Here is a 22620-nt window from a genome sequence, read left to right on the forward strand (position 1 = left end):
AATGAAGAAGCTTGCCTATATTTTGTTATTCGTGTTGTTTGTCGGGCAGCTCACGGGTTATGAACGGATCGCCAGCGCGGACAGCGCGCAGCCTCCGCTTACGGTGCGCGCCATTGCCGCGGGCAACTATGTCATGCTGGCTCTGATGAGCAACGGAACGGTCATGTCTTGGGGAAGGAACGTCGAAGGGCAGTTGGGCGTAGGCACGACCGGCAATCGCGGATACGCTTCGATTGTCAAAGACGGGACCGGTCAGCCTTTATCGGACGTTATTGCCATATCCGCAGGTGCAGGCCATTGTATCGCCCTGACAAGCGACGGGACGGTTTATTCCTGGGGCACCAATTCCTCGGGACAGCTTGGACGGAGCGGCGCCACGAGCTTGGCTATGAAGATTACCGGATTCGGCAGCAAGAAAATCACCCAAATCTCGGCGGGCGAATCGCACTCTCTCGCGCTCGACGAAGATGGCCATGCGTGGGCGTGGGGAAGCAACATCTACGGTCAGATCGGCATAGGAACCGAGACCAATAAGGTGACAGCGCCGGTTCAAGTCATGTCGTCCGCATCCGTAGCGCTTGACGGCGTTCAAGCCGTTGCGGGCGGACAGCTTCATTCGCTGGCGTTAACCGAATCCGGCGAAGTGCTGGCCTGGGGAATGAACACCAACGGCCAGTTGGGAGACGGGACGCAAACGAATAGAGCATATCCGGTGTCGGTCATTGACGGAACCGGCGCCCCTCTGTCGGGAGTGAAGCTGCTGTCGGCGAAGGGATATAACTCCCGGGCGCTGAAGACGGACAACACGCTCTGGGCATGGGGAGACAACTACAGAGGGCAGCTTGGAACGGGCGATTACAATATGTCTACCCGAGCCCTTCCCGTTCTCGGACCGGACGGCCACCCCTTCGGCGACGTGAAGGATATGGCTGCGGGATTTCTGCATACCGTTGCGGTAAAGAACGACGGAACGTTATGGACGTGGGGCGCCAATAACAATTCGGGCTCGGCGACCTATCAGTTGGGCAGAAGCTGGAGTGAAATTGCGGATCCGCTGCCCGGTCAAGTGACCGCAAGCGAAAGCGGCGCTCCGGTGGCCGATGTGGCGGCGGTCGCAGCCGGCAACGCGCATACGAGCATTCTCAAGACCGACGGCTCCATCTGGAGCGTAGGCGGCAATCTGGCCGGCGTACTCGGCGGCAACCGTCCCGAGACCTCTTATATTCAGGAGCTGGCGCAAATTACGTTGAGCACAAGCTCGAAAACAAAGTGGTCTGCGGATTCGGCGGCGTCCGCAAGGGCGGGGGAAGCGGTTCCGGTTACGCTGCAGTTATTCGATAACGAGGGCAACGCTCTGCCCATCGGCACCGACAATGTGCAGATGACAGCAAGTATGGGCTTCATTGGACCGGCAACCTATACGGAATCGGGGAAGTACACCGCGATGTTCCACTCCGAAGCCGTTGGAACAAGTCAGATTACAGCTGCGGTTAACGGAATGACATTCGCCACGAAGCTTAGCGTGCAGGTAACGCCCGGGGTGCCAAGCGCGAGCCAATCCACTCTGACGGCAACGCCGAGCCAGGAAATTACCGCCGATGGGACAAGCAGCTTTAAGCTGACATTGGAGCTTAAGGATGCCTGGGGCAACGCCATGACCTCAAGCGTGCCGAATGTGTCGTTAAGCGCAACCCGGGGAACGATCGGGGCGGTGACCGAGCTTGGGTTCGGTCTCTACGAGGCGCAGTTGACTTCTACGGAAGCGGGAGCGTCCACGGTCGGCGTCGAGCTCGATGGCGTTTCTTTCGGGTTGACGACGAATGTGGTTTTTCGGTCCGGCGACCCCAGTGCGGGCAATTCCGTGCTGACAGCAGACTCCGGACGGCTTCCGGCCAATGGAGTGGATAAGGCAACAATCGAATTAACGCTCCGCGATTCGTTCGGCAACGCTTTGACGCAAAGCGGCGGCGAAGTGACATTCGTAACGGACTTAGGGGAAATCGACAGCGTAACCGAAGCGACTTATGGCCGATATTCCGGGCAAATCTCGTCGCATACTGCCGGTAAAGCGACAATCCGGGCCATGAGAGAGGCGGAACAGTTGGGCAATGCGGTGGAGGTCGAATTTGTTCCCGTCGTAACGCGAATCGCGTTTGAATCGGAAGCGTACGAGACGTTGACAGGGAATACCGTTGCGACCGCGGTAACCGCTTATTATTGGAACGGGGATACGGAGGATGTAACTGCTCAGAGCCAGTATAACGTCTCCAATCCGGCCGTCGCCTCCGTTGACGCCGGCGGTATCGTGACCGGACTGAGTCCGGGCAATCTAACGCTGACCGCGCAGTTTGGCGGCAGGGAAACGACCGTTCCCGTAGCTGTCGTGCGGAGAAGCGTTCCCAACCCCGGAAACGGAGGCGGGAACACGCCCGGAACGGATCCGAAGCCGCACGATCCCGGCGGGAGCGTCTCTAATCCGCCGCAGCCCGACACAGGAACGAAAGAGCCCGACGCAGGGGAGAAAGAGCCCAATACAGGGACGAAAGAACCGGGGACGAAGCAGCCTGTATCTTTTACCGACATATCCGGTCACTGGGCGCGTTCGGCCATTGCTCTGGCCGTGGATAAAGGGATTGCGGCCGGCTACCCGGACGGAACCTTCCGTCCTCAGGCGCTCGTAACGAGAGCCGAGCTCGCAGTCATGCTTGCAAGGGAACTTGGGTTAAGCGGCGGGAAGTCCGGGGAGCAGGTCCGAACCGGCCAAGAAGCTTGGCCGGCCTGGGCGGGCGATGCGATCGGGAAGTTGATGGAGATCGGAGTTTTGCAGGGGTATCCGGATGGCACTTTCGCTCCGAACCGCAAAATGACCCGAGCGGAAATGACCGTTGTCCTCTACCGAGCCCTGAAATTTGCGAATCCGACGCTTAAGGGGGATGGCCGCGCATCGCTTCAATCCTTCGACGATGCCGACAGCGTTCCGCCATGGGGCATGGAAGCGTACGAAGCGATGATTCACGCGCAGATCGTCGCAGGCGACAATCGCAACAGGCTGCGTCCGAACGACTTCGTTAGTCGAGCCGAAGCCGTTACGCTGCTCGTCCGGTTGCTGCAAAAGGGACAGGGGGGATAGGGCGACAGCGATTTACAAGACCGGGTCCCGATATCTGGCGATCGGGCAAGCTCAGGAATTTCTTAGCCGGTACTCCGTCGGGCTGCAGCTGTTTTCCCGGCGGAACGCTTTGGCGAAGTGGTTCGTGTCGGCGTAACCGACGCGCTCGGCCACTTCTTTGACGGACAGCGAGGTCGAGCTTAACAGCTCCCTCGCTTTTTGCATTCTTCTGCGGTTTAAATATTTCAGCGGGGATACCCCGAACTGTTTGTTGAAGTAGCGCACGAGATAGTTCGGATGCAGATGAACGTGCCTGGCGACCTGCTCCAGCGATACGGGCTCCGCCAGATGCTCCTCGATATACCGTTCGATCAGGTCGAGCCGCTGCACGTCGGACGATCGGCCCGGAAGCACGCGGATTTCCGTTCCCGCCTCCGCCAGCAGCAGCGCGACGAGCTCGAGCAGGACGGCTTTCTCCCGGATTCGCGAGAGGAAGGCGCCGTCCGCATGCAGGGAGGCCAATTCTTCGAACAGCGTCTTCCACCGTTTGTGCTGCCCAACGTTCATGCAGTGGGGCACGTCGAACCATTGAAACAAGTCCAATTCTCCGATCGTAGCCGTAAAATGACACCAGTATTTTTCATAGGTATTGCCGCTGACGACGGAATAGGACTGCTTCACGTTCGCGGGCATAAAGACGATCTGACCCGGCTTGGGATAATATTCGGCGTCCTCGATTTTGACCCAGCCTTCGCCGTCGCAAATATAATACAGCTTATTGTAATCGGGAACGTAATCCAGCTCCCGCCAGTGGGATGTACAGCGCGTATAATAAGCGTCTATCGGCTGAACCTTCAGATTGCGAAGCAGCTCGGACAAATAGGCGGAGCGCTCGTTAAGCGGCATTCGTCGGTCACCTCGAAGTAGTTAATCCTATCCCCATAAAGGCTAATTGCCAACCTTGTTGATTATATCATTTGGTTGCTAATCTGTATTAAGTTGAACCAAAGATAGATCGAAGAGCAGACCCAATGGAATGGAGAAAGGGAATGGTTTTGCCGCGAGTTTTGGCTTTGAGTTGCTGACCTATGAAGATCTTGTCAATCCAAGCAACTCAAAACAACCTGTCTGAAGTCGGCAAAGCCATCCCTTTCGGAATGAAATGGGCCTCCTATTTATGGGTTCAACCGATGCAGGGATATCCGATAACCAGGATGGAGGCGCTATTGAGATGTCAACCTACGGTGAGCAGATCAAAGAACGAACGAAATGGTTTCTGAACGACCGCTTCGGCATGTTTATCCACTGGGGCTTATATGCGATTCCGGCCCGCGGAGAATGGGTCAGAAGCGTGGAGAAAATCAGCAGCGAGGACTATCGTCCCTATTTCGAAGAGTTTAACCCCGACAAGTACGATCCGAGGGCATGGGCGAAAGCGGCCAAAGCGGCCGGCATGAAGTACGCCGTGCTGACGGCCAAGCACCATGACGGCTTCTGTCTGTTCGACAGCAAGCTGACCGATTATAAATCCACGAACACGAAGGCGGGCCGCGATCTCGTGCGCGAATTTCTGGTCGCTTTCCGCGCCGAGGGCTTGAAGGCCGGGCTCTACTACTCGTTGATCGATTGGCACCATCCCGACTATCCGGCTTACGGAGACCGCATCCATCCGATGCGCGAAAATGAGGCGTATAAGCGCGATCCGGCGACGTTCGACCGGTATTTGGACTATATGCACGGACAGGTGCGCGAGCTGCTTACCGATTACGGCAAGCTGGACGTCATGTGGTTCGATTTCTCCTATGAAGAGATGAAGGGGGAAAAATGGCGCGCGACCGAGCTGATGGAGATGATCCGTTCGCTGCAGCCGCACATCGTCGTCGACAACCGGCTGGAGGCCAGCGGCGAGGAGGGCGGCTCCATCTATACGAGCGAGCCAAGCTTCTATTCCGGAGATTTCGCTTCTCCGGAGCAGATTATTCCTCCCAGCGGCGTCGTGAACGAGAGCGGAGATTCCATCCCCTGGGAGGCGTGCATTACGCTGAACAACAACTGGGGCTACGCGGCGGCGGACAGAACCTACAAGTCGGCGAAAACGGTTATCCGCAAGCTGGTCGAATGCGTCAGCAAAAACGGCAACCTGCTGCTGAACGTCGGGCCGGACGCGAGAGGAGAAATTCCGGCGGATTCGCTGCGCATTTTGGACGAGATCGGGCAGTGGATGGAGCGCAACGCGGACAGCATCTACGGATGCGGTCAAGCGGGGCTGCCGAAGCCGGATTGGGGCCGGTATACGAGAAAAGGAAACAAGCTCTACGCGCATCTGTTCGAGGAAAGCATCGGACCGGTCAATTTGGCGGGACTTGCCGGGAAGATCAAGCGGGCGCGGCTGCTGTCCGACGGTTCGGAGCTGTTCGTCTCCCGTCCGTGGAACGCCGTCATGTACCCGGACGATGCGTTCTTCAACTTCGCTCAGCCCGAGCATTTCACTTATCCTTTGCCGGACGATCGCGATACCGTCGTGGAAATCCTTCTGGAAGACGACAACGGCTAATCTGAACCGTTTGTCGGCGCGGCCGTTTGGATAGGCACCAATAGGCGCCCCCGTTAATAGGCTATCGAAAAGAGGCTTAGACGGGGGCGTTGCCAATGGGCGAATTCAACGATCGTACGGCGATTTTTCTGGCGGCGGTATGCAGCCAGACCTATGCGCAGTGGAACGACCCGGACGGAGCGTTCGCGATTCCCCGTTCGTATGAGCCGGTCGGCGAGATTCGCGCCAGGTCTCTCCTCGGCGATACGGAGAAGTTCGGCTTCGTGCTGCAATCGGATACGCATGCGATCGTCGCTTTCCGCGGCACGAGCTCGACGTCGGACTGGCTGTCCGACGCGCTTGCGGTCCAGGTCGAATTCGCCCCCGGCTCGGGGTTGACCCACCGCGGATTCACGGGCATTTACAGCTCGGCCAGGAAGGGAATCCACGCCTGCCTCGAACGGATTTCACCCGACAAGACGCTGTACGTGACGGGTCATAGTCTTGGAGGGGCGCTGGCGACCTTGTGCGCGTTCGACGCCGCATCCGGGACGGAGTTTCGCCATCCCGTCGTTTACACGTTCGCGGCTCCGCGGGTCGGAGATCCGGATTTCGTCGCAGCCTACGGCGGCCAAGTCGCGCGCAGCTTCAGAGTGTACAACGAGTTCGACGTCGTCTCCCATCTGCCGCCTCCGACGCTGACGCTGCCCAAGAGCGGCAGAACGTTTGATTACAAACACGTTGGCCAAGGGGAGCAGCTCGTTTTCCATAGCGGCTCGGTGCCGGGCAATCACGCTATCGGCAGCTATTACCGGGATCTGGCGGCGAGGGACCCTCTGTTCGCCCGGCGGCTGAGCGCGTTAAATCCCGGCTTCTGCCCGGATTTAACCTGAGCAATCGTCCGGGAAGCGGCAAAGGGAACGGGAGAAGATACGGAAGAGGGAGCGAAAAAGGAAGGGCGTCACGGCGCAGAAGAGACTCGCAGCTTAACCGCTTGCGGGTTTTTTGGCGTTGCCGGACGGCGATACGTTGAAGTGCAGGTCTTTACAATCCGATAATTCCGATTTATTATATTGGATATAAATGCGGATCACCATTATTCGCCGTATGACGGTTGGAAGAGGAAAGAGTACGGTTCGGAGGGATGACGATGAATATCGAAAATGTCGAGGCGTTCGTCTACGTCATCCATTGCGGGAGTTTCAATAAAGCGGCGGAAGCGTTATACTTATCCCAACCGTCGGTTACGGCCCGCATTCAATCGCTTGAACGCGATCTCGATTGCAGACTGTTCGACCGCCAAGGCAAAACCGTGCAAATCACGGAGGAAGGCAAGCGATTTCTCCCCTATGCCCAGCAGCTCCTGATGACCTATCGGAAGGGCAAGCTGCACGTTAACCGGAAGAAGTCGCTTCCCGAAGAGATCAAGATCGGCTGCACGGTAACCGTATCGAATTATGTCGTCCCCGAGCTGATCCCGCGGCTGACGCTGCTTTTTCCGAATACCCACTTCAAGTTCGTGACGGGCGTTACGGATGAGATTGTGGGAAAGGTGCTGAACAAGGAGATTGACATCGGGTTCGTTCGCGGCGTGAGCCACCCCAACCTGCATTCCGTGAAGTTTTACGTGGACCCGATTTCCTTATATGTTTACAAGGAGCATCCGTTTGTCGGTCTGGAACGAATATCCGCGGCGGAGGTCGCGGAGCAGCCGATCGTTTTCTTCGAGTGCGGGGCGCTGGATTGGCTGAGGGTGCACCGCATCTTCGAGAATCTCGATCGTTCGCCGAACATCCGGATTCAGACGGACAATTCGGAAATGGCGAAGAAGCTTGTCCTGGGCAGGGCCGGCATTTGTTTCCTGCCGGGTCTAAGCGTAAGGCAGGAAGTCGCGGCGGGCAGTCTGGTTCCGATCCGGGTGCCCGGGACGGACGGCATCGCCTTGCAGACGAACGTCATCTCCAGTCCGGGGGAGCACGGGCAATTTCTAAGCGAGATCATCGCGATCGGCAAGCAATTAAACGTCCATTAGGAGGAACAGCGCATGAGTCAAATCGTCATTATTTCCGGCAGTCCGACGCCGGGTTCCCGTTTGAACGGTCTTATTGAGCGAGTGGAGGGGAACTGGAAGGAAAGAGGCATCGAAGTCGGCCATATCCGCGTTGCGGATCTTCCCGCAGAAGCGCTGCTTCACGCCAACTTCAAGGACGAAGCCATTCTGGCCGCGCTCGGGCAAGTGGAAGCCGCCAGCGCCGTCGTCATCGCCAGCCCCGTCTACAAAGCTTCGTACACCGGTATTCTCAAAGCATTCCTCGACCTGCTTCCGCAAACGGGACTGAAGGGGAAAATCACGCTGCCGCTGTTTATCGGGGGCACGATCGCGCACCTGCTCAGCCTCGATTACGCGCTGAAGCCGGTGCTGTCGGTGCTCGGCAGCCGCAATATTCTAGGGGGCGTGTTCGCGATCGATCAATGGGTGCAGCGTCTGGAGAGCGGCGGCTTCGAGCTGACCGGGGAGCTAAGCGAACGCCTCGATCGCGCTTCGGAGGAGCTGGCCGAAGAGCTTGCATGGCTGTCCGCCCGCTCCAACGCATAATTTGCTTCCGAGGCTGATCTATAAGCAAAAGAGTCGTACCGAACAATTATTGATGGAATGGTTGGAAGACATCTATCTCCTTCCGCTGCAACGAGGCAGTCTCCCGGAGGTAGATGCTCTTCTTTTTTTATCGATAATCTTGTACGACCCTGCTTACTAGATCAGCCTCTTTCGCGTTTCCAAGGCCGAGCGCCAAAGCGCCTTCACAGCCGTTTTCTCCGCAGCCTCGTCCCCCGTGCAAACCTCCCGCTATCTTCGAAATAAACGCCGCAAACGGTCGTATCGGATTTTTGAATCGATCGATAGAAGAACTCTATTACCGAATCCATTGACGATGAAACCGGCAAGATGCTATTGTTATTCCCAACACCAAATCTTACTTAACAGGTAGGAATTATAAGGTTAAGTTCAAAGAGAAAAGCGGAGGGATTCATCGTCATGAAAAAAACCAGCCTTGCCATCGTCATTCTTTCACTCTCGCTCACGTTAGCCGCCTGCGGCGCAAAAAACAACGAGACCGCCAATTCGTCTTCCCCGGACGCTCCGGCCTCAAGCCCCGCGGCCGTGGAAAGCGAATCGGCCGGCGCCGAAGCCGATCCCGCGCAAGTCACGAAGATTATCGTCGGCACCGGCACGCAGTTCCCGCAGGTGTGCTTCATCGACGAGAACGGCAACCTGACCGGCTTTGACGTCGAGCTTGTGCGCGAGATCGACAATCGTCTGCCGCAGTACGAGTTCGAATTCCAGACGCAGGAATTCAAGAGCCTGCTGCTCAGTCTCGAGACGAAAAAAATCGACTTCGTCGCTCACGAGATGGAGAAGAATCCCGAGCGCGAAGAGAAATACCTGTTCAACAAGGAGCCGTACGCGCACTGGAGAAACAAAATCGTCGTCGCCAAGGACAACGATTCCGTGCAATCGCTCGACGACCTGAAAGGCAAGAAGGTGCTGGTCGGCGCGACGAGCGCCCAAGCGCAAATCATCGAAAACTACAACAAAGAAAACGATAACGCGATTAAAGTCGTGTACAGCGGCGGCGGAGCGAACGACACCGTCGAGCAGATCGTGACCGGCCGGGTTGACGCCACGCTGGCCGCCGACTTTACGCTGTCGCTCATCGATCCGGAGACGAAGCTCAAAACGACCGGTTCGGCGCTCTCCGAAGCCGACGTCCTGTTCATGTTCCGCAAGAACGACGAGGATGCGCAGAAGCTGTCCGACGCCATCGACGGCGCGATCAAGGAGCTGAAGGCGGACGGCACCCTGGGCAAGCTGAGCACGGAATGGCTGGGCGGAGACTTTACCTCGGAAGAGTAAGCCCGCAAGCAGAAAATCAAAGGCGAGAGGTGAAACCGCGGCATGGGCGCCAAATTCGACCTGTCGTACCTGTTCGAGTATTTCGTGAAGCTGCTGCCTTACGTTCAAATATCGCTGTTCATCGTAGCCTCGTCGATCGCGCTGGGCCTGCTGTTCGGCCTGCTCGCCGCGCTTCCCCGGCTGTACCGCGTTCCGGTGCTGCAGAGGCTGTCCCAGGTTTACGCGTCCTTTTTCCGCGGCACGCCGATTTTGATCCAGCTGTTCCTGTTCTATTACGGGCTTCCGGAAGTGCTGAAGCTGGTCCATGTCGACGTTACGAGGCTTCCGGTGCTGGCATTCGTCGTTCTCGTCTACGGTTTGCATAGCGGCGCTTACGTGTCCGAAGGCATTCGGGCGGCGGTGAGCGCGGTGGACCGGGGCCAGGTCGAAGCCGCGTACGCGGTCGGAATGGGCGGCTTCAAGGCGTTCACCCGGATCGTGTTCCCGCAGGCGTTCGCGGTTGCGGTGCCGATTCTGGCCAATCTCGTCATCGCCACGCTGAAGGACACGTCGCTGGCGTTCACGCTCGGCGTCATGGAGCTGACGGGGAAGGCGCAGACGCTGCCGACGATGTCCCGGCATTTTATCGAATCGTATGTCGCTTTGGCCGCGATCTATTTTATCATCAGCATCGTTCTGGAAAGGCTGTTCGTGCTGGCGGAGCGCCGCATGCTGAGGCATGAGCGCGAAACCGGGCCTGCGGAGAAAGTTCCGCTCGGGAAAAAATGGCTGAAAAAACGCACCAACGCCGCAATCGCGCTGAGCAAAGGGGGCACCCGGGCATGAAGCTGGATTTCTCGTTCATCTGGACGGCGTTCGTCGGCTTGCTGCCCGCCCTGCCGACGACGCTCAAAATTACCGCCGTCTCGGTGCTGTGCGGCTTTGCGATCGGTACTTTCGTCGCGCTGTGCCGCATATACCGGGTGCCGGTACTGCACCAGATCACCTCGGCCTACGTGACGATCATCCGCGGCACGCCGATGCTGACGCATCTGCTGATTTTGTACTTCGCGATCCCGCTTATCGTGGACGGATTGGCGGACCGTTTCGACTGGTCGTTCCGGTCGGGACAGATTCCGATGATCGGCTTCGCGTACTTTTCCTTCTCGATTACCGCCGGAGCTTATTTGTCGGAAGTCGTCCGCTCCGGCCTGCTGGCGGTCAGCAAAGGGCAGATGGAGGCCGCCCACGCGGTCGGCATGACAACCGTTCAGGCGCTGCGCCGGATCGTGTTCCCGCAGGCGTTCGCCGCCGCGCTGCCGAACCTCACGAACAGCGCGATCGGCATGCTGCACGGCTCCACCCTCGCCTTCACCGTATCGGTCGTCGACATCAACGCCCAGGCCGAAATTCTGGCGACGACGAACTGGAAGTTTTTCGAAGCGTATTTGGCGGCCGCGCTCTTATTCTGGGGGATGACGATTCTGATCGAGAGGCTGTCGGCGCTGCTTGAGCGCAAGGTTACCCGTTACAATCGCGGAGGTGTCGCATGATCAAGCTGAGAGGAATCCGCAAAGCGTTCGGCAAAAACGAAGTGCTCAAAGGCATCGATCTGACCGTGGACAAAGGCGAGGTCGTGGCGATCCTCGGTCCGAGCGGCTCGGGCAAGACGACGCTGCTTCGCTGCATCAACTATTTGGAAAGGCCGGGCGACGGGGAAATTTCGATCGACGATTTCTCCGTCAACTGCCGCAAGCCCGCGAAGAAGGACATTCACGCGCTGCGGCGCAAAACCGCGATGGTGTTCCAGCAGTACAATCTGTTCCGGCACAAAACCGCGCTGGAGAACGTGATGGAAGGGCTTATCGTCGTCAAAAGGCTGCCGAAGGCGGAGGCGCGCCTCAGAAGCGTCGAGCTGCTCGAGAAGGTCGGGCTCGGCGACAAGCTGGACGCTTATCCGAGCCAGCTGTCCGGAGGCCAGCAGCAGCGCGTCGGTATTGCCCGTGCGCTTGCGCTGAACCCCGAGGTTATTTTGTTCGACGAGCCGACCTCGGCGCTGGATCCCGAGCTGGTCGGCGAGGTGCTGGCCGTCATTCGCCGAATCGCCAAGGAAGGCATTACGATGATTATCGTCACCCACGAGATGAGCTTCGCCCAGGAGGTGGCGAACCATATCGTGTTCATGGAAGGGGGAGCCGTCGTCGAGGAAGGGCCCCCGAAGACGATCTTCCAGTCGCCGAAGGAGGAGCGAACCCGGCAATTTCTGACGAGGTTCACTTCGGAAAGCTCGTACTCGATCTAATGGAATGGAGAGAAACAGATGACGCTTAAACTCGGTATTTTGGATCAGAGTATCGTTTTCCCCGGGCAGACGCCCTCCGAAGCGCTGCGCAATACGATCCGCTTGGCGCAGATCGCGGAAGAGCTTGGCTTCGAACGCTTCTGGGTGTCCGAGCACCACGACTCCTCGCAGATGGCGGGAGCTTCCCCGGAAGTGCTCATCTCCCATCTGCTGGCCCGCACGGACAAAATCCGCATCGGCTCCGGCGGCGTGATGCTGCAGCATTACAGCCCCTACAAGGTGGCGGAAAACTTCAACGTGCTTGCCTCGCTCGCGCCGGGAAGGGTCGATCTCGGCATCGGACGCGCACCCGGAGGGCTGCCGCGTTCGACGAAGGCGCTGCAGAAGGGCGTCGCCGAACCGGAGTCGCTGGAGGAGAAGCTGTCCCAGCTTGAACAATATTTGCACGGCTCTGTCGCCGAAGGCGAGCCGCTGGCCGGACTGCAGGCAAATCCGCTGCCCGCGCAACCCGCCGACGTGTATCTGCTCGGCACGAGCGTATCCAGCGCCAGGCTGGCCGCTGAGCGAGGCTATCCCTACGCGTTCGCCCTGTTCATTAACAACGATCCGGAAGCGGCGCGCGAAGCGTTCGATGCGTATCGCGAGAGCTTTAACCGGGAGAAGGGCGGCCAGCCCCGCACGCTGCTCGGCTTGTCCGTTATCGCGGCGGACACGGAAGAGGAAGCGGCCGAGCTCGCCGGCCATTTCAAGAGCGTCCGCGTGACGCTGGAGAGCGGCAAAACCGTTAACGTAGGCTCGCTGGAGCAGGCCGAAGAATTCGCGCGGCAGGCGGGCGAGACCTACACGGCGGAAGTCCGGGACGCCGATATTACGAAAGGCACGAAGGAAACGGTGCGCCGGAGACTGCTCGAGCTGCAGCAAACCTACGGCGTGGACGAACTGATTTTTACGACGATCATTCCCGATTTCGAGAAGCGGGTGCGTTCGTTCCGACTGTTGAAGGAAGCGTTCGAGGAGCAGCCGGTTTAAGGGTCGCGGCCCGACCGCGTGCCGGCAAGGGCGTGTATGCATACTCCGAGGAAAGCAGATGTTGCCGAATTTTCGTTCCATGCAAGGAACTTTTGTGAAGGCGTACCGGGGGTACGTCAAGCAAAAGTGACGCAGCAGGGGGCGAAAAGGCGGTGATAGATGCCTCTGAGCGGGTTTGCATACACGCCCATGGAAGAAAGGAGGCGCTATTCATGAACATACTCGCACTCGCGGCCGAACCGATATTCGAACGATTGGTCGCCATAAGGCGTCAATTGCACGCCAATCCGGAACTGTCCCATGAGGAATTCGAGACCACCGAGGCGATCCGGGGCTGGCTGCGCGAAGCGGACATTCGCCTCGCGGACTATCCGCTGAAAACCGGAGTAATCGCCGAAGTCGGCGGAAAAAGCAGAGGACCGATCGTCGCCATTCGGGCCGATATCGACGCGCTCCCGGTGCAGGAGGAGACCGGGCTGCCGTTCGCTTCCCGGGTTCCGGGCAAAATGCACGCCTGCGGACACGACTTCCATACGGCCGCCGTCCTGGGCGCCGCTCTGCTGCTGAAGGAGCGGGAGTCCGAGCTGCAGGGGACGGTCCGCTTCCTGTTCCAGCCGGCCGAGGAGAAGGCGAAGGGCGCTTCGCAGGTCATCGCGAGCGGAGCGCTGGAAGGGGTGGGCGCGATTTTCGGGCTGCATAACAAGCCCGATCTGCCGGTCGGCGCGATCGGCATCAAGGCCGGGCCGCTGATGGCCGCCGCCGACGGTTTTATCGTCGAGGTGAGCGGGCGCGGGACGCACGCCGCCGTGCCGGAGGCGGGCATCGATCCGATCGTCGCCTCCGCGCACATCATTACCGCGCTGCAGTCGATCGTCAGCCGCAACGTCGGCGCGCTGGACGGCGCGGTCGTCAGCGTGACGCGGCTGAACAGCGGCACCGCCTGGAACATCATCGCCGATCAGGCCGTATTCGACGGCACCTTGCGCACGTTCGACGAGAAGGTGCGGACGAAGGTGCGCGAGCGCTTCGAGCAGATCGTCACCGGCGTCGGCGCGGCGCTGGGCGCGGAGGCGACGGTTCGCTGGCTGGACGGCCCGCCGGCCGTCGTCAACGATCCGGTGTGGGCCGAACAGGCGGCGCGGACGGCCAAGGCGCTCGGCTTGCAGGTGGTGGAGCCGACGCCTTCGCCCGCTGGAGAGGATTTCTCCTTCTATTTGCGTCAAGTGCCGGGCAGCTTCTTTTTTCTCGGTACCTCGGGTCCGCAGGAATGGCACCATCCGGCCTTCGATGTCGACGAGCGCGCGCTGCCGATCGGGGCGTCCTTTTTCGCCGCTCTGGCCGTCGACGCCCTTGTCCGGCTGTCCGACTCGCCGTCGGAATAAAGGAGGGAGCCGCCATTCGCAAACTTTACGACGTCATTATCGCGGGCGCCGGGGCGATGGGCATGAGCGCGGGCTACGAGCTGTCGCGCCGGGGACTCAAGACGCTGCTCATCGACGCTTTCGACCCGCCGCACGCGCACGGCAGCCATCACGGCGACACCCGGCTGATTCGCCACGTGTACAGCGGAGGCGCGGATTACGTGAAGCTTGCCCTGCGGGCCGACGAGCTGTGGCGAGAGCTGGAGGATGCTTCCGGGGAGAAGCTGCTGGAGAGAACGGGCGTGCTGAACCTGTTCGATTCTTCCGCTTATTCCTACGAGGACAGATTCCAATATTCGGCCGAGCTGGGCGTTCCGTTCGAGGAGCTGAGCGCGGCACAGGTTCAAGAGCGTTGGCCGGCCGTGCGGCTGCCCGATTCCTATCGGGCGATGTACGAGCCGGAAGCGGGGCTGCTGTACAGCGACAAATGCGTGGCCGCTTTCCGGAAGCTTGCGCTGCAGGCCGGAGCCAAGCTGCTGACGGATACGTTCGTGACGCGGATCGAACCGGCCTCGTCGATCGTGGCGGTGCATACGGACAAAGGCGAATATGTCGCCGGCAGTGTGATCGTCAGCGCGGGGGCGTGGTTTCGGACGCTGGAGCCGTTCGTGCGGCTGCCGATCCGGGCCGTACGCAAAGTCGTCGGCTGGTTCGAGCCGGAGACAAACGCGTACGATGCCGACCGTTTTCCCGGATTTACGTTCGGCGACGGGACAGGAGGCTATTACGGCTTTCCGAGCGTCGGAGGAGCCGGAGTCAAAATCGGACGCCATGACGGCGGACGCGACTGGAAGCCCGGCGAGGAGCTTGCGCCGTTCGGAGCGTATCCGGAGGACGAGGCGGATTTGCGACAGGCGCTGAACGCGTTTTTGCCGGGAGCGGCGGGCAAGCTGCTGCGCGGCTCCGTCTGCAAATACGAGCATACCCCGGACGAACATTTCATTATCGACAAACATCCCGGACACCCGAACGTTTTGCTGGCGGGCGGCTTTTCCGGTCACGGGTTCAAATTTTCCAGCGTCGTCGGCGAGCTTCTGGCCAACCAAATCGAGCTGGGCAGATGGGGGCAGGACATCGGACGCTTTTCCGCAGCGCGGTTTTCTTAGTCCGTCCGTACCTGATCCTTTATTCCTAAGGAGGCGTAACGATTCATGAGTCAAACTCCAATATCCATCGATCAATATATTCGGACTTACGATCAGCTGCAGGAGGCTATAGCGGGCCTGTCCGAAGAGCAGCTCGTCTGGAAGGCGTCGGAGAAGTCGTGGAGCGTGACGGAGGTGCTGACCCATCTGACGGACCACAATCTCGTCGTTTCCTTCCGCATTCGCGAAGTGCTGGCCGGCTCGGAAGTCCGATTGCCGGCGTTCGCCCAGGACGAATGGGTGGCCGGACAGCGGGCGAACGGGGCGCAAGCCGCCGACGTGCTGGAAGCTTTCCGGGCACTGCTTCTATACAACAGCTTGCTATTCCGGAGATTGTCCCCGGAGGACTGGAACAAATCGGGCGTGAACTTCAAGGGCCAGACGGTGACGGTGGAGGCTATCGCGCAATCGTTCATTAATCACGTTCATCATCATCTCGGCCAGATCGAACGCGTTAAGCAAGCGGAGAAAAGCTCCCGGGAGTCGAGCGGCGCGGTCTAAGCCAAGAAGCCGGGAGACAGGAAGACGCGGAAATGAGGCGACAAGTCAATCTCACGAAGACGAAAGCGGGTGGAGAGTTATGCCGAGCGGCCAAGCGATCGTTCGACATGCGGAGGAGCGGGACCGCGACGCGGTTTTGAATGTGCTTCTCGGGGCGTACAGTCAGTATGAAACCACGCTGGAGCCCGACAGGTGGACGCAATACAAGGAAAGCATCGTGGAAGCCGTCGACGCGGCCACGACGAAAGCAAGGCTCGTGGCCGAGCTGGACGGGAGGCTTGTCGGCAGCGTATTTATTTACGATTCGTCGGAAGCGGCCTACGGCGCGCCGCAGTTGGAAATCCACAACCCGATCATTCGACTGCTGGGCGTTCTGCCGAGCGCTCGCGGCAGCGGAATTGCCACGGCGTTGATTCGCGAGAGCGTCCGGGTCATTAAGGAATGGGGAGCGGACACGCTGCATCTGCATACGTCGGACATGATGGATTCCGCGGTCCGGCTGTACGAACGGCTCGGTTTCGAGCGGGCGTACGACAAGGAATTCCACAACGGCGCCGTGCTGGTCAAAAGCTATCGCCTGAAGCTGTCGGACACGGCGCTTCTCAACGTATAAGAAGTCAAATCGAGGGAGGAATCGGATATGGCGCAACGCCAAAAAATCAAATTCGGAGCGATCATTCACGGAGTCGGGGGCAACATCGCCGGGTGGAGGCATCCCGAAGTGCCCGCGGACGCCAGCGTCAGCTTTTCGTTCTACAAGCAGCAAGCGCAGGTTGCCGAGGCCGGCAAATTCGATCTTGTCTTTATCGCGGACGGTCTCTACATTACGGAGAAATCGATCCCGCATTTCCTGAACCGTTTCGAGCCGCTGACGCTGCTCTCCTCGCTGGCTTCGGTCACGAGCCGGATCGGTCTTGTCGGCACCTTGTCGACCTCGTACAGTGAGCCGTTCACCGTGGCCCGCCAGTTCGCCTCCCTCGATCATCTGAGCGGCGGCCGCGCGGGCTGGAATTTGGTCACTTCGCCGCTCGAGGGCTCGGCCCGCAACTTCGGGAAGCCGGAGCATCCGACGCACGACGAACGGTACAAAATCGCGAAGGAGCATCTGGAGGTCACGAGGGGATTGTGGGATTCCTGGGAAGACGACGCCTTCGTCCGCGACAAGGAAACGGGCGTTTTCTTCGACCCTTCGAAGCTGCACCGGCTGAATCACAAGGGGCCGCATTTCAGCGTGGAAGGGCCGCTTAACATCGCGCGCTCCAGGCAGGGACAGCCGGTCGTGTTCCAGGCGGGCTCCTCGGAGAGCGGCAAAAACCTCGCGGCCAAAGGAGCCGACGCCGTCTTCACCGGACACGAGACGTTGGAGGAGGCGAAGATCTTCTACAAGGACGTGAAAACGCGGGCGGTCGCTTATGGCCGCGAAGCGGGCGATATCGTCATCCTGCCGGGCATCTCGCCGATTATCGGCCGGACGCAGGAGGAGGCCGACCGCAAATACGAGGAAATCGCGAGCCTCGTCAGCATCGAGAAGGCGCTCGACTATCTTGGCCGTTTCTTCGAGCATCACGATTTCTCGCAATACCCGCTTGACGAGCCGTTCCCGGACATCGGCGATCTGGGCAGCAACAGCTTTCGCAGCGGCACGGACAAAATCAAGAAGCAGGCCCGCGAGCAGGGGCTGACGCTGCGCCAGGTGGCGCTTCGCTCGGCGACGCCGCGCGGACAGTTCGTCGGCACGCCGGAGCATATCGCTAATCTGATCCAACAGTGGCACGAGGAGGAAGGCGCGGACGGCTTTATCATCCATTCCCAGCTTCCGAGCGGCCTGCGCGACTTCGTCGAGCTCGTCATCCCGCTCCTTCAGGAGCGCGGCGTCTACCGCACCGAATACGAGGCGGATACGCTTCGCGGCAACCTGGGGCTGAAAATCCCCGCCAACCGCTATGCGGCCGCCAAAGTGAACAGCTGAGCGCTTTTCGGCGCGGTTCCTCGCCTTCTCCCGGCAAGGACCGCGCCGTTCTGCGTGCTGAACTGTGAACCGGAATCGAAGGACATCTCTCGAGAAACGTCCGGAGGGCCGAGAGACTTTTAAAAATTGTGCTTTACCTGAGGCAACATGTCTGCTAAAATAAGCTGCACATAAAGGAATTCGGTGAGGTGAAGCACACCCCGACGAGCGCATTGAGCGTTCCGGGGTGTGCTTTTTTGTCATGAAACCGGGAAGGAAGTGTAGTATAATGAAGCTGCCGAATCGCAGCGCCAAGGAGAAGCTTAAGCTCGACCAAATGATGCGCGTTCTGTTCCGCTTGTCGAAGCGGTTGACGATTCAACTCATCAACGGGTTGTTTGACGAGCATTTTTCGAACGAAGAAGTCGTATCGATTTATTACGGCAACTCGGAGTTTGTTATGGACAAGTACGACCGCATCGTCGGCGATCTGTTTTTGAAGCTGGTTACCGCTCGCGGCACCTTCCAGTACCATTTCGAGATTCAGACGCTAAACGATCAGTCGATGGCTATCCGCATGTTCCGTTACGGGTTTGAAAAAGCGGTGGAGCTGGCATTGGGGACAGAGGACGGTAAACGAAGCAAAGGAACGCCGCTGCTCGCTTTTCCCCGTCAGATCGTCATTTTTCTGGAAGAGAACGAAGAGATCGGTGACGAATTGACTTTTCGCCTGCTTTTGCCGGACGGCCTGGAGACGGTTTATACGGTTCCGGTACTCCGCTATTGGACGCTCTCTCCCCGCGATTTGCAGGAACGGCGGTTGTTCGCCCTGCTCCCCTTGCAGGTATTTCGTTCGCGGAAAAGCATGCGCAGTATCGCGAAAAGCCGCCGGGCGGACGACGAGAAAAGACGCTTGTTCGCCCAAGAATTCGAACGGCTCAAGATTACGATCGAGCAGACGCTGGACGTCATCCGGGATTTACACCATCAACGGCTGCTGCGGCTGGGGGACATCGACCGGCTGCTGCAGGTACTCGATAACATATTGAAATACTTATATAAAAACTACGGAGATCATCAACAAACGGAGGAGGTAAGCCAAATGATCAAGACGTTCATCGACCCCGAGGTGTTGAAGAGAGGAAGAGAGCAGGGACAAAAGGAAGGCATGCAGAAGGGGATGCAGCAAGGGATGCAAAAAGGGATGAAACAGGGAATGCAACAAGGGATGCAGCAAGAAAAAAACGCAGTAGCCCGCAAGCTGTTGAAGCTGGGAGTCGATATCGGAACAATCGTGGAGGCTACGGGGCTGAGCGAGGAAGAAGTGCTGAAGCTCGGCAAGAAAAAATGAACAGGCTCTGCTCCGCGTCGCGGCCTGCAACGAACAGGAGCTGTCCGGAGCAGGCCGCGCGGTTCCCATTATTTCCGCCAAAAAGTCGAACAGTCCGCTTTGTCCTCTATGTTGAATTCGATCATTTTCTCGAGCAAGGAGAAATCGACGGGACGATCCCATTTGAAGCGTACTAGCTCCTTGGTATGATCGTGGCCGGCCTGTGCGATTTCATCGGCAAAATGGATCATCCCCGCTCTTTCGGGAGCGGCGGCCCAATGCTGCTTGGAGACGCTAAAGCCGATAATAAACGTATCGTGATCGGTAAACATAGGTTGATTCCATGCGATTTTAGGGGCCAAATTCGGAAAACTCTCCGCCACCCACGTCAAAACCTCCTCCATTTGGGACCGATGCTGCGGATGATCGATCCGCGCTAAATAATCCGCGAAAACTTCCATTCCGTTCCCTCCTTACGTTCAATACAGCAAGAATAGCAGATGCAGACCAGGGATATCAATGGACGCGCAATGATGGGCGTATAGTATAATGAAGCTATCGACGGCCGATGGGGAAGACCGGAAGCCGGACAAGCAGTCGGCGACGACATCACGGGGAGACCAAAAAAGAATGAAGCTGGCAACGGAGAAAATATTTACGCACCCGCTCGGCATATTGGCCGCGGCGACGGGTGCCGCTTTTTTGTGGGGAAGCGCGTTTCCGGTCATCAAGCTGAGCTACGCCGAGCTGGAGATCGGAAGAGATCAAGTTTTTGCGCAAATTTTGTTTGCGGGGCTCCGGTTTACGCTGGCGGCGCTGCTGATTTTGGCGTTCATGAAGCTGGTGGGGAGGAGCGTCGGGTACCAACGCGGCTCGTGGCGAGGCGTGGCTAAGATCGGTCTGACGCAGACGCTGCTGCAGTATGTGCTGTTCTACTACGGCTTGAGCGGCTCGACCGGCGTGCAGGGCTCGATTCTGGCCGGAACGACGTCCTTCTTTCAAATCCTGATCGCCCACAGAATGTATGCGGACGATCGCATTACGCCGCGCAAGCTGGCCGGACTGGTCGTCGGCTTTGCGGGAGTCGTTGTCGTAGGGGTATCCGGGGGCACGACCGGCGTTCATTTCGGTCTGGCCGAAATCTGCCTGCTGGCGGCGATGTTCTTCGGAGGCTTGGGCAACGTATGGTCGAAAAAAGAGTCGGAGCGTCTCGATATTCTGTATATGACCTCCTACCAGATGCTGCTGGGGGGCATTGTGCTTAGCGCGATCGGCGCGGCCGGAGCGGGGGTCATGCCTTTCGAGTGGACCTGGAACGCCGCCGGCATGCTATTGTATTTGGCGGGATTATCGGCGGTCGGATTCGTATTGTGGAATACGGTCATGAAATACAATCAGGTTGGCAGCATCTCCATGTATTTGTTCCTCATTCCCGTATTCGGCGTATTCCTGTCCGCGCTGCTGCTGTCCGAGCCGCTGCACGCGGCCGTCTGGCTGGCTCTTGGGCTGGTGGCGGGCGGGATCGTGATCGTCAACCGCAAACCTGCCGTTCCGGCCGCGGCTGCGGACAACGGGCGCCCAGCCTAGAACCTTCGCAATCCCCATCCGAGCGGATGCATTTTCAACTTTTTTTTGTGAGGCGGGCGTGCAGTAGACCGCCGAACGCAGATCAGGGTACCGCTCCCCTTCCCGAGGATCGGTACCCTGTCCCTTAAACCTAATCTACCTGCGCAACCCAGCCGCGATTATTTCCACAGCGCGACTCGTTCCGCATAATTTTTCGAATAGATTTCCTCGATTTTCTCCGCTTTGTTGGCTTGGAGGTTGGCGATCGTTTTGTTGTACGCGTTCTCCGCTTCCGCAGCCGATTCGGCGTAAACCATCGACGTAAAGCCCTTGTCCGTAATATCCTTCACCTTCTGTTCGACAAGAGCGTCGGGCGTTCCGCCGAGCGGGCCCAGATTGTCGTAGATCGAAGCGTCCCATGTCGAATCCTTCATGGAAATCACGGCGTGGGCGCTGATCGGATCTCTGTCGTACTTGGCCGCGAGATCGTAAGGCGTTCCGTCCGTGCCGTTGCCGTTCTTGATGAACCAGGTCCATTTCCGGATGCCGGTCGCCTTCGAATATTCGTTCCAGTTGTCCTTAAAGCCTTGAAGCACTTCGGGCCGAGGCGTGTGCTTGCCGTCCTTCATATCCCAATGCGTGCCTTCGATTCCCCATTGCAGCAAATATTGTCCTTCTTCGCTCACCAGGAAATCCATCATCTTGATCGTTTCGACGGGATGCTTGTTGGAGACGGTTATGCCGATCGCGTCCCAACCGAGCGAGCTTCTCGGACCGAACGTGGTCTGCGAAGGGTCCACGCCGTCGGCGACGACCTTGAACGCATAGAACTGCTTGTCCGTATCCTCGCCGAATTGCTCCCGCAGCAGACGGTTCGCCTCCGTCGGGAGTCCGCCTCCCGTTGCGAATACTCTGCCGCTCGTCGTCTTCTGATCGTAGATTTGCGTTTTGTTAACCGCCCATTCCTTGTCCAGAAGTCCCTCGGTTTGCAGCCCGTTGATGAATTTGATCATTTCCAGATAACGGGGGTGGCGTACGTCCAGCTCCAGCTTGCCGTCGACCTCGTAATAGCTTTTCATGCCGTACATCCCTTTGAACGTACCGATAATGGTCGGCATATGATCCGCGTTAAGCGTGAAAGGGATCGAATCTTTGCCGTTTACCGCCGGATATTTCTCTTTGAATTTGCGCAGCAGGTCGACGAATTCCTCCTGGGTGAAGCTCTCGCCCTTCTCCGCCTTCTCGCCGTAGCCAAATTCTTTCAACACGTCCATCCGCATGTTGATGCTCCAGTTCGGATCGGGATCCATGCCGTACCAGTTGTTCAGGTAATAGTTTTTGCCGTCCATGTAGCGGCTCTTGTTCAGCACGTCCCCATACATCGCGGTGATGTTGGAGCCGTACTCCTGGATCAGATCGTCGAGCGGAATCAGCGCTCCGGCGGCAATATATTTGTTGACGATGTCGCTGCGGCGGTCCATCAGCACGATGTCCGGCAGGTCGTTGCTCGTCAGCATCAGGTTCAGCTTCTCCTCGGGATTGCCCGTCGGCTGCTGAATCTGAAAAGTTATCCCGGTCCGCTTCGTAATCTCCTGAGCGACGGGATTATTGAACTGGTCGCCCGTGTTTTTGTCGAAGAACGTCAGCGTGATCGGCTCCTTCGGCTTCTCCGCTCCCGAGTCGGAAGGCTGAACGGAACCCGAATCCGAACCCGACGCGGCCGGCTCGTTCTTGCCCCCGCCCGAGCAGGCCGTCATCACAAGCAGCAGCGCGGCCAGCGCAACCAGCGATACTTTTTTGTACTTTCGATTCATGGAATTGCCCCCTCATAATATAGGATGAAA

20 protein-coding genes are annotated in these 22620 nt (G+C 58.5%); 17 read left to right on the plus strand and 3 right to left on the minus strand.

The genetic code is table 11. The features are described 5' to 3' along the window. Nucleotide 1: 1 nt before the first annotated feature. On the plus strand, nucleotides 2–3130 hold the full coding sequence (locus tag ACFFT4_RS29070) for an RCC1 domain-containing protein (protein ID WP_378052632.1): 3129 nt from the start codon (nucleotides 2–4) through the stop codon (nucleotides 3128–3130). Nucleotides 3131–3181: 51 nt separating this feature from the next. Here the strand turns inward: ACFFT4_RS29070 and ACFFT4_RS29075 are convergent, their stop codons facing one another. Continuing rightward, entirely contained in the window at nucleotides 3182–4015 is an 834-nt protein-coding gene (locus ACFFT4_RS29075; RefSeq protein WP_378052634.1) for a helix-turn-helix domain-containing protein, read from the minus strand. 325 nt (nucleotides 4016–4340) lie between these two features. On the opposite strand from ACFFT4_RS29075, the gene ACFFT4_RS29080 reads away from it, so the two are divergent. From ACFFT4_RS29080 to ACFFT4_RS29150, 15 genes are all read left to right on the plus strand, one after another. Beyond that, nucleotides 4341–5663 carry an alpha-L-fucosidase gene (locus tag ACFFT4_RS29080; protein ID WP_378052635.1) on the plus strand — a complete coding sequence of 441 codons (1323 nt, stop codon included), beginning with the start codon at nucleotides 4341–4343 and terminating at the stop codon, nucleotides 5661–5663. A gap of 95 nt (nucleotides 5664–5758) precedes the next feature. After that, complete coding sequence (locus ACFFT4_RS29085; protein WP_378052636.1) at nucleotides 5759–6535, plus strand: lipase family protein; 777 nt, start codon at nucleotides 5759–5761, stop codon at nucleotides 6533–6535. A 257-nt stretch (nucleotides 6536–6792) separates the two neighbouring features. Further along, a complete protein-coding gene (locus tag ACFFT4_RS29090) occupies nucleotides 6793–7674 on the plus strand; it encodes a LysR family transcriptional regulator (protein WP_378052637.1) in 882 nt (293 codons plus the stop codon). A gap of 12 nt (nucleotides 7675–7686) precedes the next feature. Beyond that, the gene (gene ssuE, locus ACFFT4_RS29095) at nucleotides 7687–8238 is read left to right on the plus strand and encodes an NADPH-dependent FMN reductase (protein WP_378052638.1); all 552 of its coding nucleotides are present in this window, start codon (nucleotides 7687–7689) and stop codon (nucleotides 8236–8238) included. 438 nt (nucleotides 8239–8676) lie between these two features. Beyond that, nucleotides 8677–9555: a transporter substrate-binding domain-containing protein gene (locus ACFFT4_RS29100; protein ID WP_378052639.1), complete on the plus strand. Its 879-nt coding sequence runs from the start codon at nucleotides 8677–8679 to the stop codon at nucleotides 9553–9555. A 42-nt stretch (nucleotides 9556–9597) separates the two neighbouring features. Further along, nucleotides 9598–10380 carry an amino acid ABC transporter permease gene (locus ACFFT4_RS29105; RefSeq protein WP_378052640.1) on the plus strand — a complete coding sequence of 261 codons (783 nt, stop codon included), beginning with the start codon at nucleotides 9598–9600 and terminating at the stop codon, nucleotides 10378–10380. Next, nucleotides 10377–11087, plus strand: coding sequence for an amino acid ABC transporter permease (locus ACFFT4_RS29110; RefSeq protein ID WP_378052641.1), 711 nt, complete (start codon nucleotides 10377–10379; stop codon nucleotides 11085–11087). The genes ACFFT4_RS29105 and ACFFT4_RS29110 overlap by 4 nt, the downstream gene beginning before the upstream one ends. Continuing rightward, on the plus strand, nucleotides 11084–11836 hold the full coding sequence (locus ACFFT4_RS29115; protein ID WP_378052642.1) for an amino acid ABC transporter ATP-binding protein: 753 nt from the start codon (nucleotides 11084–11086) through the stop codon (nucleotides 11834–11836). The genes ACFFT4_RS29110 and ACFFT4_RS29115 overlap by 4 nt, the downstream gene beginning before the upstream one ends. 18 nt (nucleotides 11837–11854) lie before the next feature. Next, complete coding sequence (locus ACFFT4_RS29120) at nucleotides 11855–12865, plus strand: LLM class flavin-dependent oxidoreductase (RefSeq protein WP_378052643.1); 1011 nt, start codon at nucleotides 11855–11857, stop codon at nucleotides 12863–12865. Nucleotides 12866–13077: 212 nt separating this feature from the next. After that, nucleotides 13078–14247 carry an amidohydrolase gene (locus ACFFT4_RS29125; RefSeq protein ID WP_378052644.1) on the plus strand — a complete coding sequence of 390 codons (1170 nt, stop codon included), beginning with the start codon at nucleotides 13078–13080 and terminating at the stop codon, nucleotides 14245–14247. A gap of 14 nt (nucleotides 14248–14261) precedes the next feature. Continuing rightward, a complete protein-coding gene (gene solA, locus ACFFT4_RS29130) occupies nucleotides 14262–15392 on the plus strand; it encodes an N-methyl-L-tryptophan oxidase (RefSeq protein WP_446681807.1) in 1131 nt (376 codons plus the stop codon). A 45-nt stretch (nucleotides 15393–15437) separates the two neighbouring features. After that, nucleotides 15438–15932: a DinB family protein gene (locus tag ACFFT4_RS29135; protein WP_378052645.1), complete on the plus strand. Its 495-nt coding sequence runs from the start codon at nucleotides 15438–15440 to the stop codon at nucleotides 15930–15932. 79 nt (nucleotides 15933–16011) lie between these two features. After that, nucleotides 16012–16545 carry a GNAT family N-acetyltransferase gene (locus tag ACFFT4_RS29140; RefSeq protein WP_378052646.1) on the plus strand — a complete coding sequence of 178 codons (534 nt, stop codon included), beginning with the start codon at nucleotides 16012–16014 and terminating at the stop codon, nucleotides 16543–16545. Nucleotides 16546–16572: 27 nt separating this feature from the next. Continuing rightward, nucleotides 16573–17901 carry an LLM class flavin-dependent oxidoreductase gene (locus ACFFT4_RS29145; RefSeq protein ID WP_378052647.1) on the plus strand — a complete coding sequence of 443 codons (1329 nt, stop codon included), beginning with the start codon at nucleotides 16573–16575 and terminating at the stop codon, nucleotides 17899–17901. Nucleotides 17902–18169: 268 nt separating this feature from the next. Further along, nucleotides 18170–19231: an Rpn/YhgA-type helix-turn-helix domain-containing protein gene (locus ACFFT4_RS29150; RefSeq protein ID WP_378052648.1), complete on the plus strand. Its 1062-nt coding sequence runs from the start codon at nucleotides 18170–18172 to the stop codon at nucleotides 19229–19231. Between the two features lie 68 nt (nucleotides 19232–19299). Here the strand turns inward: ACFFT4_RS29150 and ACFFT4_RS29155 are convergent, their stop codons facing one another. Beyond that, nucleotides 19300–19671, minus strand: a complete 372-nt coding sequence (locus tag ACFFT4_RS29155; RefSeq protein ID WP_378052649.1) for an iron chaperone — start codon at nucleotides 19669–19671, stop codon at nucleotides 19300–19302. Between the two features lie 175 nt (nucleotides 19672–19846). On the opposite strand from ACFFT4_RS29155, the gene ACFFT4_RS29160 reads away from it, so the two are divergent. Then, nucleotides 19847–20797 (plus strand): DMT family transporter, encoded by a 951-nt coding sequence (locus ACFFT4_RS29160; RefSeq protein ID WP_378052826.1) that lies wholly within the window; start codon nucleotides 19847–19849, stop codon nucleotides 20795–20797. A 158-nt stretch (nucleotides 20798–20955) separates the two neighbouring features. Here the strand turns inward: ACFFT4_RS29160 and ACFFT4_RS29165 are convergent, their stop codons facing one another. Beyond that, entirely contained in the window at nucleotides 20956–22590 is a 1635-nt protein-coding gene (locus tag ACFFT4_RS29165) for an extracellular solute-binding protein (RefSeq protein ID WP_378052650.1), read from the minus strand. Between the last annotated feature and the right edge of the window lie 30 nt (nucleotides 22591–22620).

Source organism: Cohnella cellulosilytica (assembly GCF_042431195.1).
GTDB classification, from domain to species: Bacteria; Bacillota; Bacilli; order Paenibacillales; family Paenibacillaceae; genus Cohnella; species Cohnella cellulosilytica.

Bases quoted from the DNA above. Each gene is read 5' to 3' on its own strand.
- ACFFT4_RS29070 (WP_378052632.1), top strand. From the start codon at position 2: ATGAAGAAGCTTGCCTATATTTTGTTATTCGTGTTGTTTGTCGGGCAG.
- ACFFT4_RS29075 (WP_378052634.1), bottom strand. From the start codon at position 4,015: ATGCCGCTTAACGAGCGCTCCGCCTATTTGTCCGAGCTGCTTCGCAAT.
- ACFFT4_RS29080 (WP_378052635.1), top strand. From the start codon at position 4,341: ATGTCAACCTACGGTGAGCAGATCAAAGAACGAACGAAATGGTTTCTG.
- ACFFT4_RS29085 (WP_378052636.1), top strand. From the start codon at position 5,759: ATGGGCGAATTCAACGATCGTACGGCGATTTTTCTGGCGGCGGTATGC.
- ACFFT4_RS29090 (WP_378052637.1), top strand. From the start codon at position 6,793: ATGAATATCGAAAATGTCGAGGCGTTCGTCTACGTCATCCATTGCGGG.
- ssuE (WP_378052638.1), top strand. From the start codon at position 7,687: ATGAGTCAAATCGTCATTATTTCCGGCAGTCCGACGCCGGGTTCCCGT.
- ACFFT4_RS29100 (WP_378052639.1), top strand. From the start codon at position 8,677: ATGAAAAAAACCAGCCTTGCCATCGTCATTCTTTCACTCTCGCTCACG.
- ACFFT4_RS29105 (WP_378052640.1), top strand. From the start codon at position 9,598: ATGGGCGCCAAATTCGACCTGTCGTACCTGTTCGAGTATTTCGTGAAG.
- ACFFT4_RS29110 (WP_378052641.1), top strand. From the start codon at position 10,377: ATGAAGCTGGATTTCTCGTTCATCTGGACGGCGTTCGTCGGCTTGCTG.
- ACFFT4_RS29115 (WP_378052642.1), top strand. From the start codon at position 11,084: ATGATCAAGCTGAGAGGAATCCGCAAAGCGTTCGGCAAAAACGAAGTG.
- ACFFT4_RS29120 (WP_378052643.1), top strand. From the start codon at position 11,855: ATGACGCTTAAACTCGGTATTTTGGATCAGAGTATCGTTTTCCCCGGG.
- ACFFT4_RS29125 (WP_378052644.1), top strand. From the start codon at position 13,078: ATGAACATACTCGCACTCGCGGCCGAACCGATATTCGAACGATTGGTC.
- ACFFT4_RS29135 (WP_378052645.1), top strand. From the start codon at position 15,438: ATGAGTCAAACTCCAATATCCATCGATCAATATATTCGGACTTACGAT.
- ACFFT4_RS29140 (WP_378052646.1), top strand. From the start codon at position 16,012: ATGCCGAGCGGCCAAGCGATCGTTCGACATGCGGAGGAGCGGGACCGC.
- ACFFT4_RS29145 (WP_378052647.1), top strand. From the start codon at position 16,573: ATGGCGCAACGCCAAAAAATCAAATTCGGAGCGATCATTCACGGAGTC.
- ACFFT4_RS29150 (WP_378052648.1), top strand. From the start codon at position 18,170: ATGAAGCTGCCGAATCGCAGCGCCAAGGAGAAGCTTAAGCTCGACCAA.
- ACFFT4_RS29155 (WP_378052649.1), bottom strand. From the start codon at position 19,671: ATGGAAGTTTTCGCGGATTATTTAGCGCGGATCGATCATCCGCAGCAT.
- ACFFT4_RS29165 (WP_378052650.1), bottom strand. From the start codon at position 22,590: ATGAATCGAAAGTACAAAAAAGTATCGCTGGTTGCGCTGGCCGCGCTG.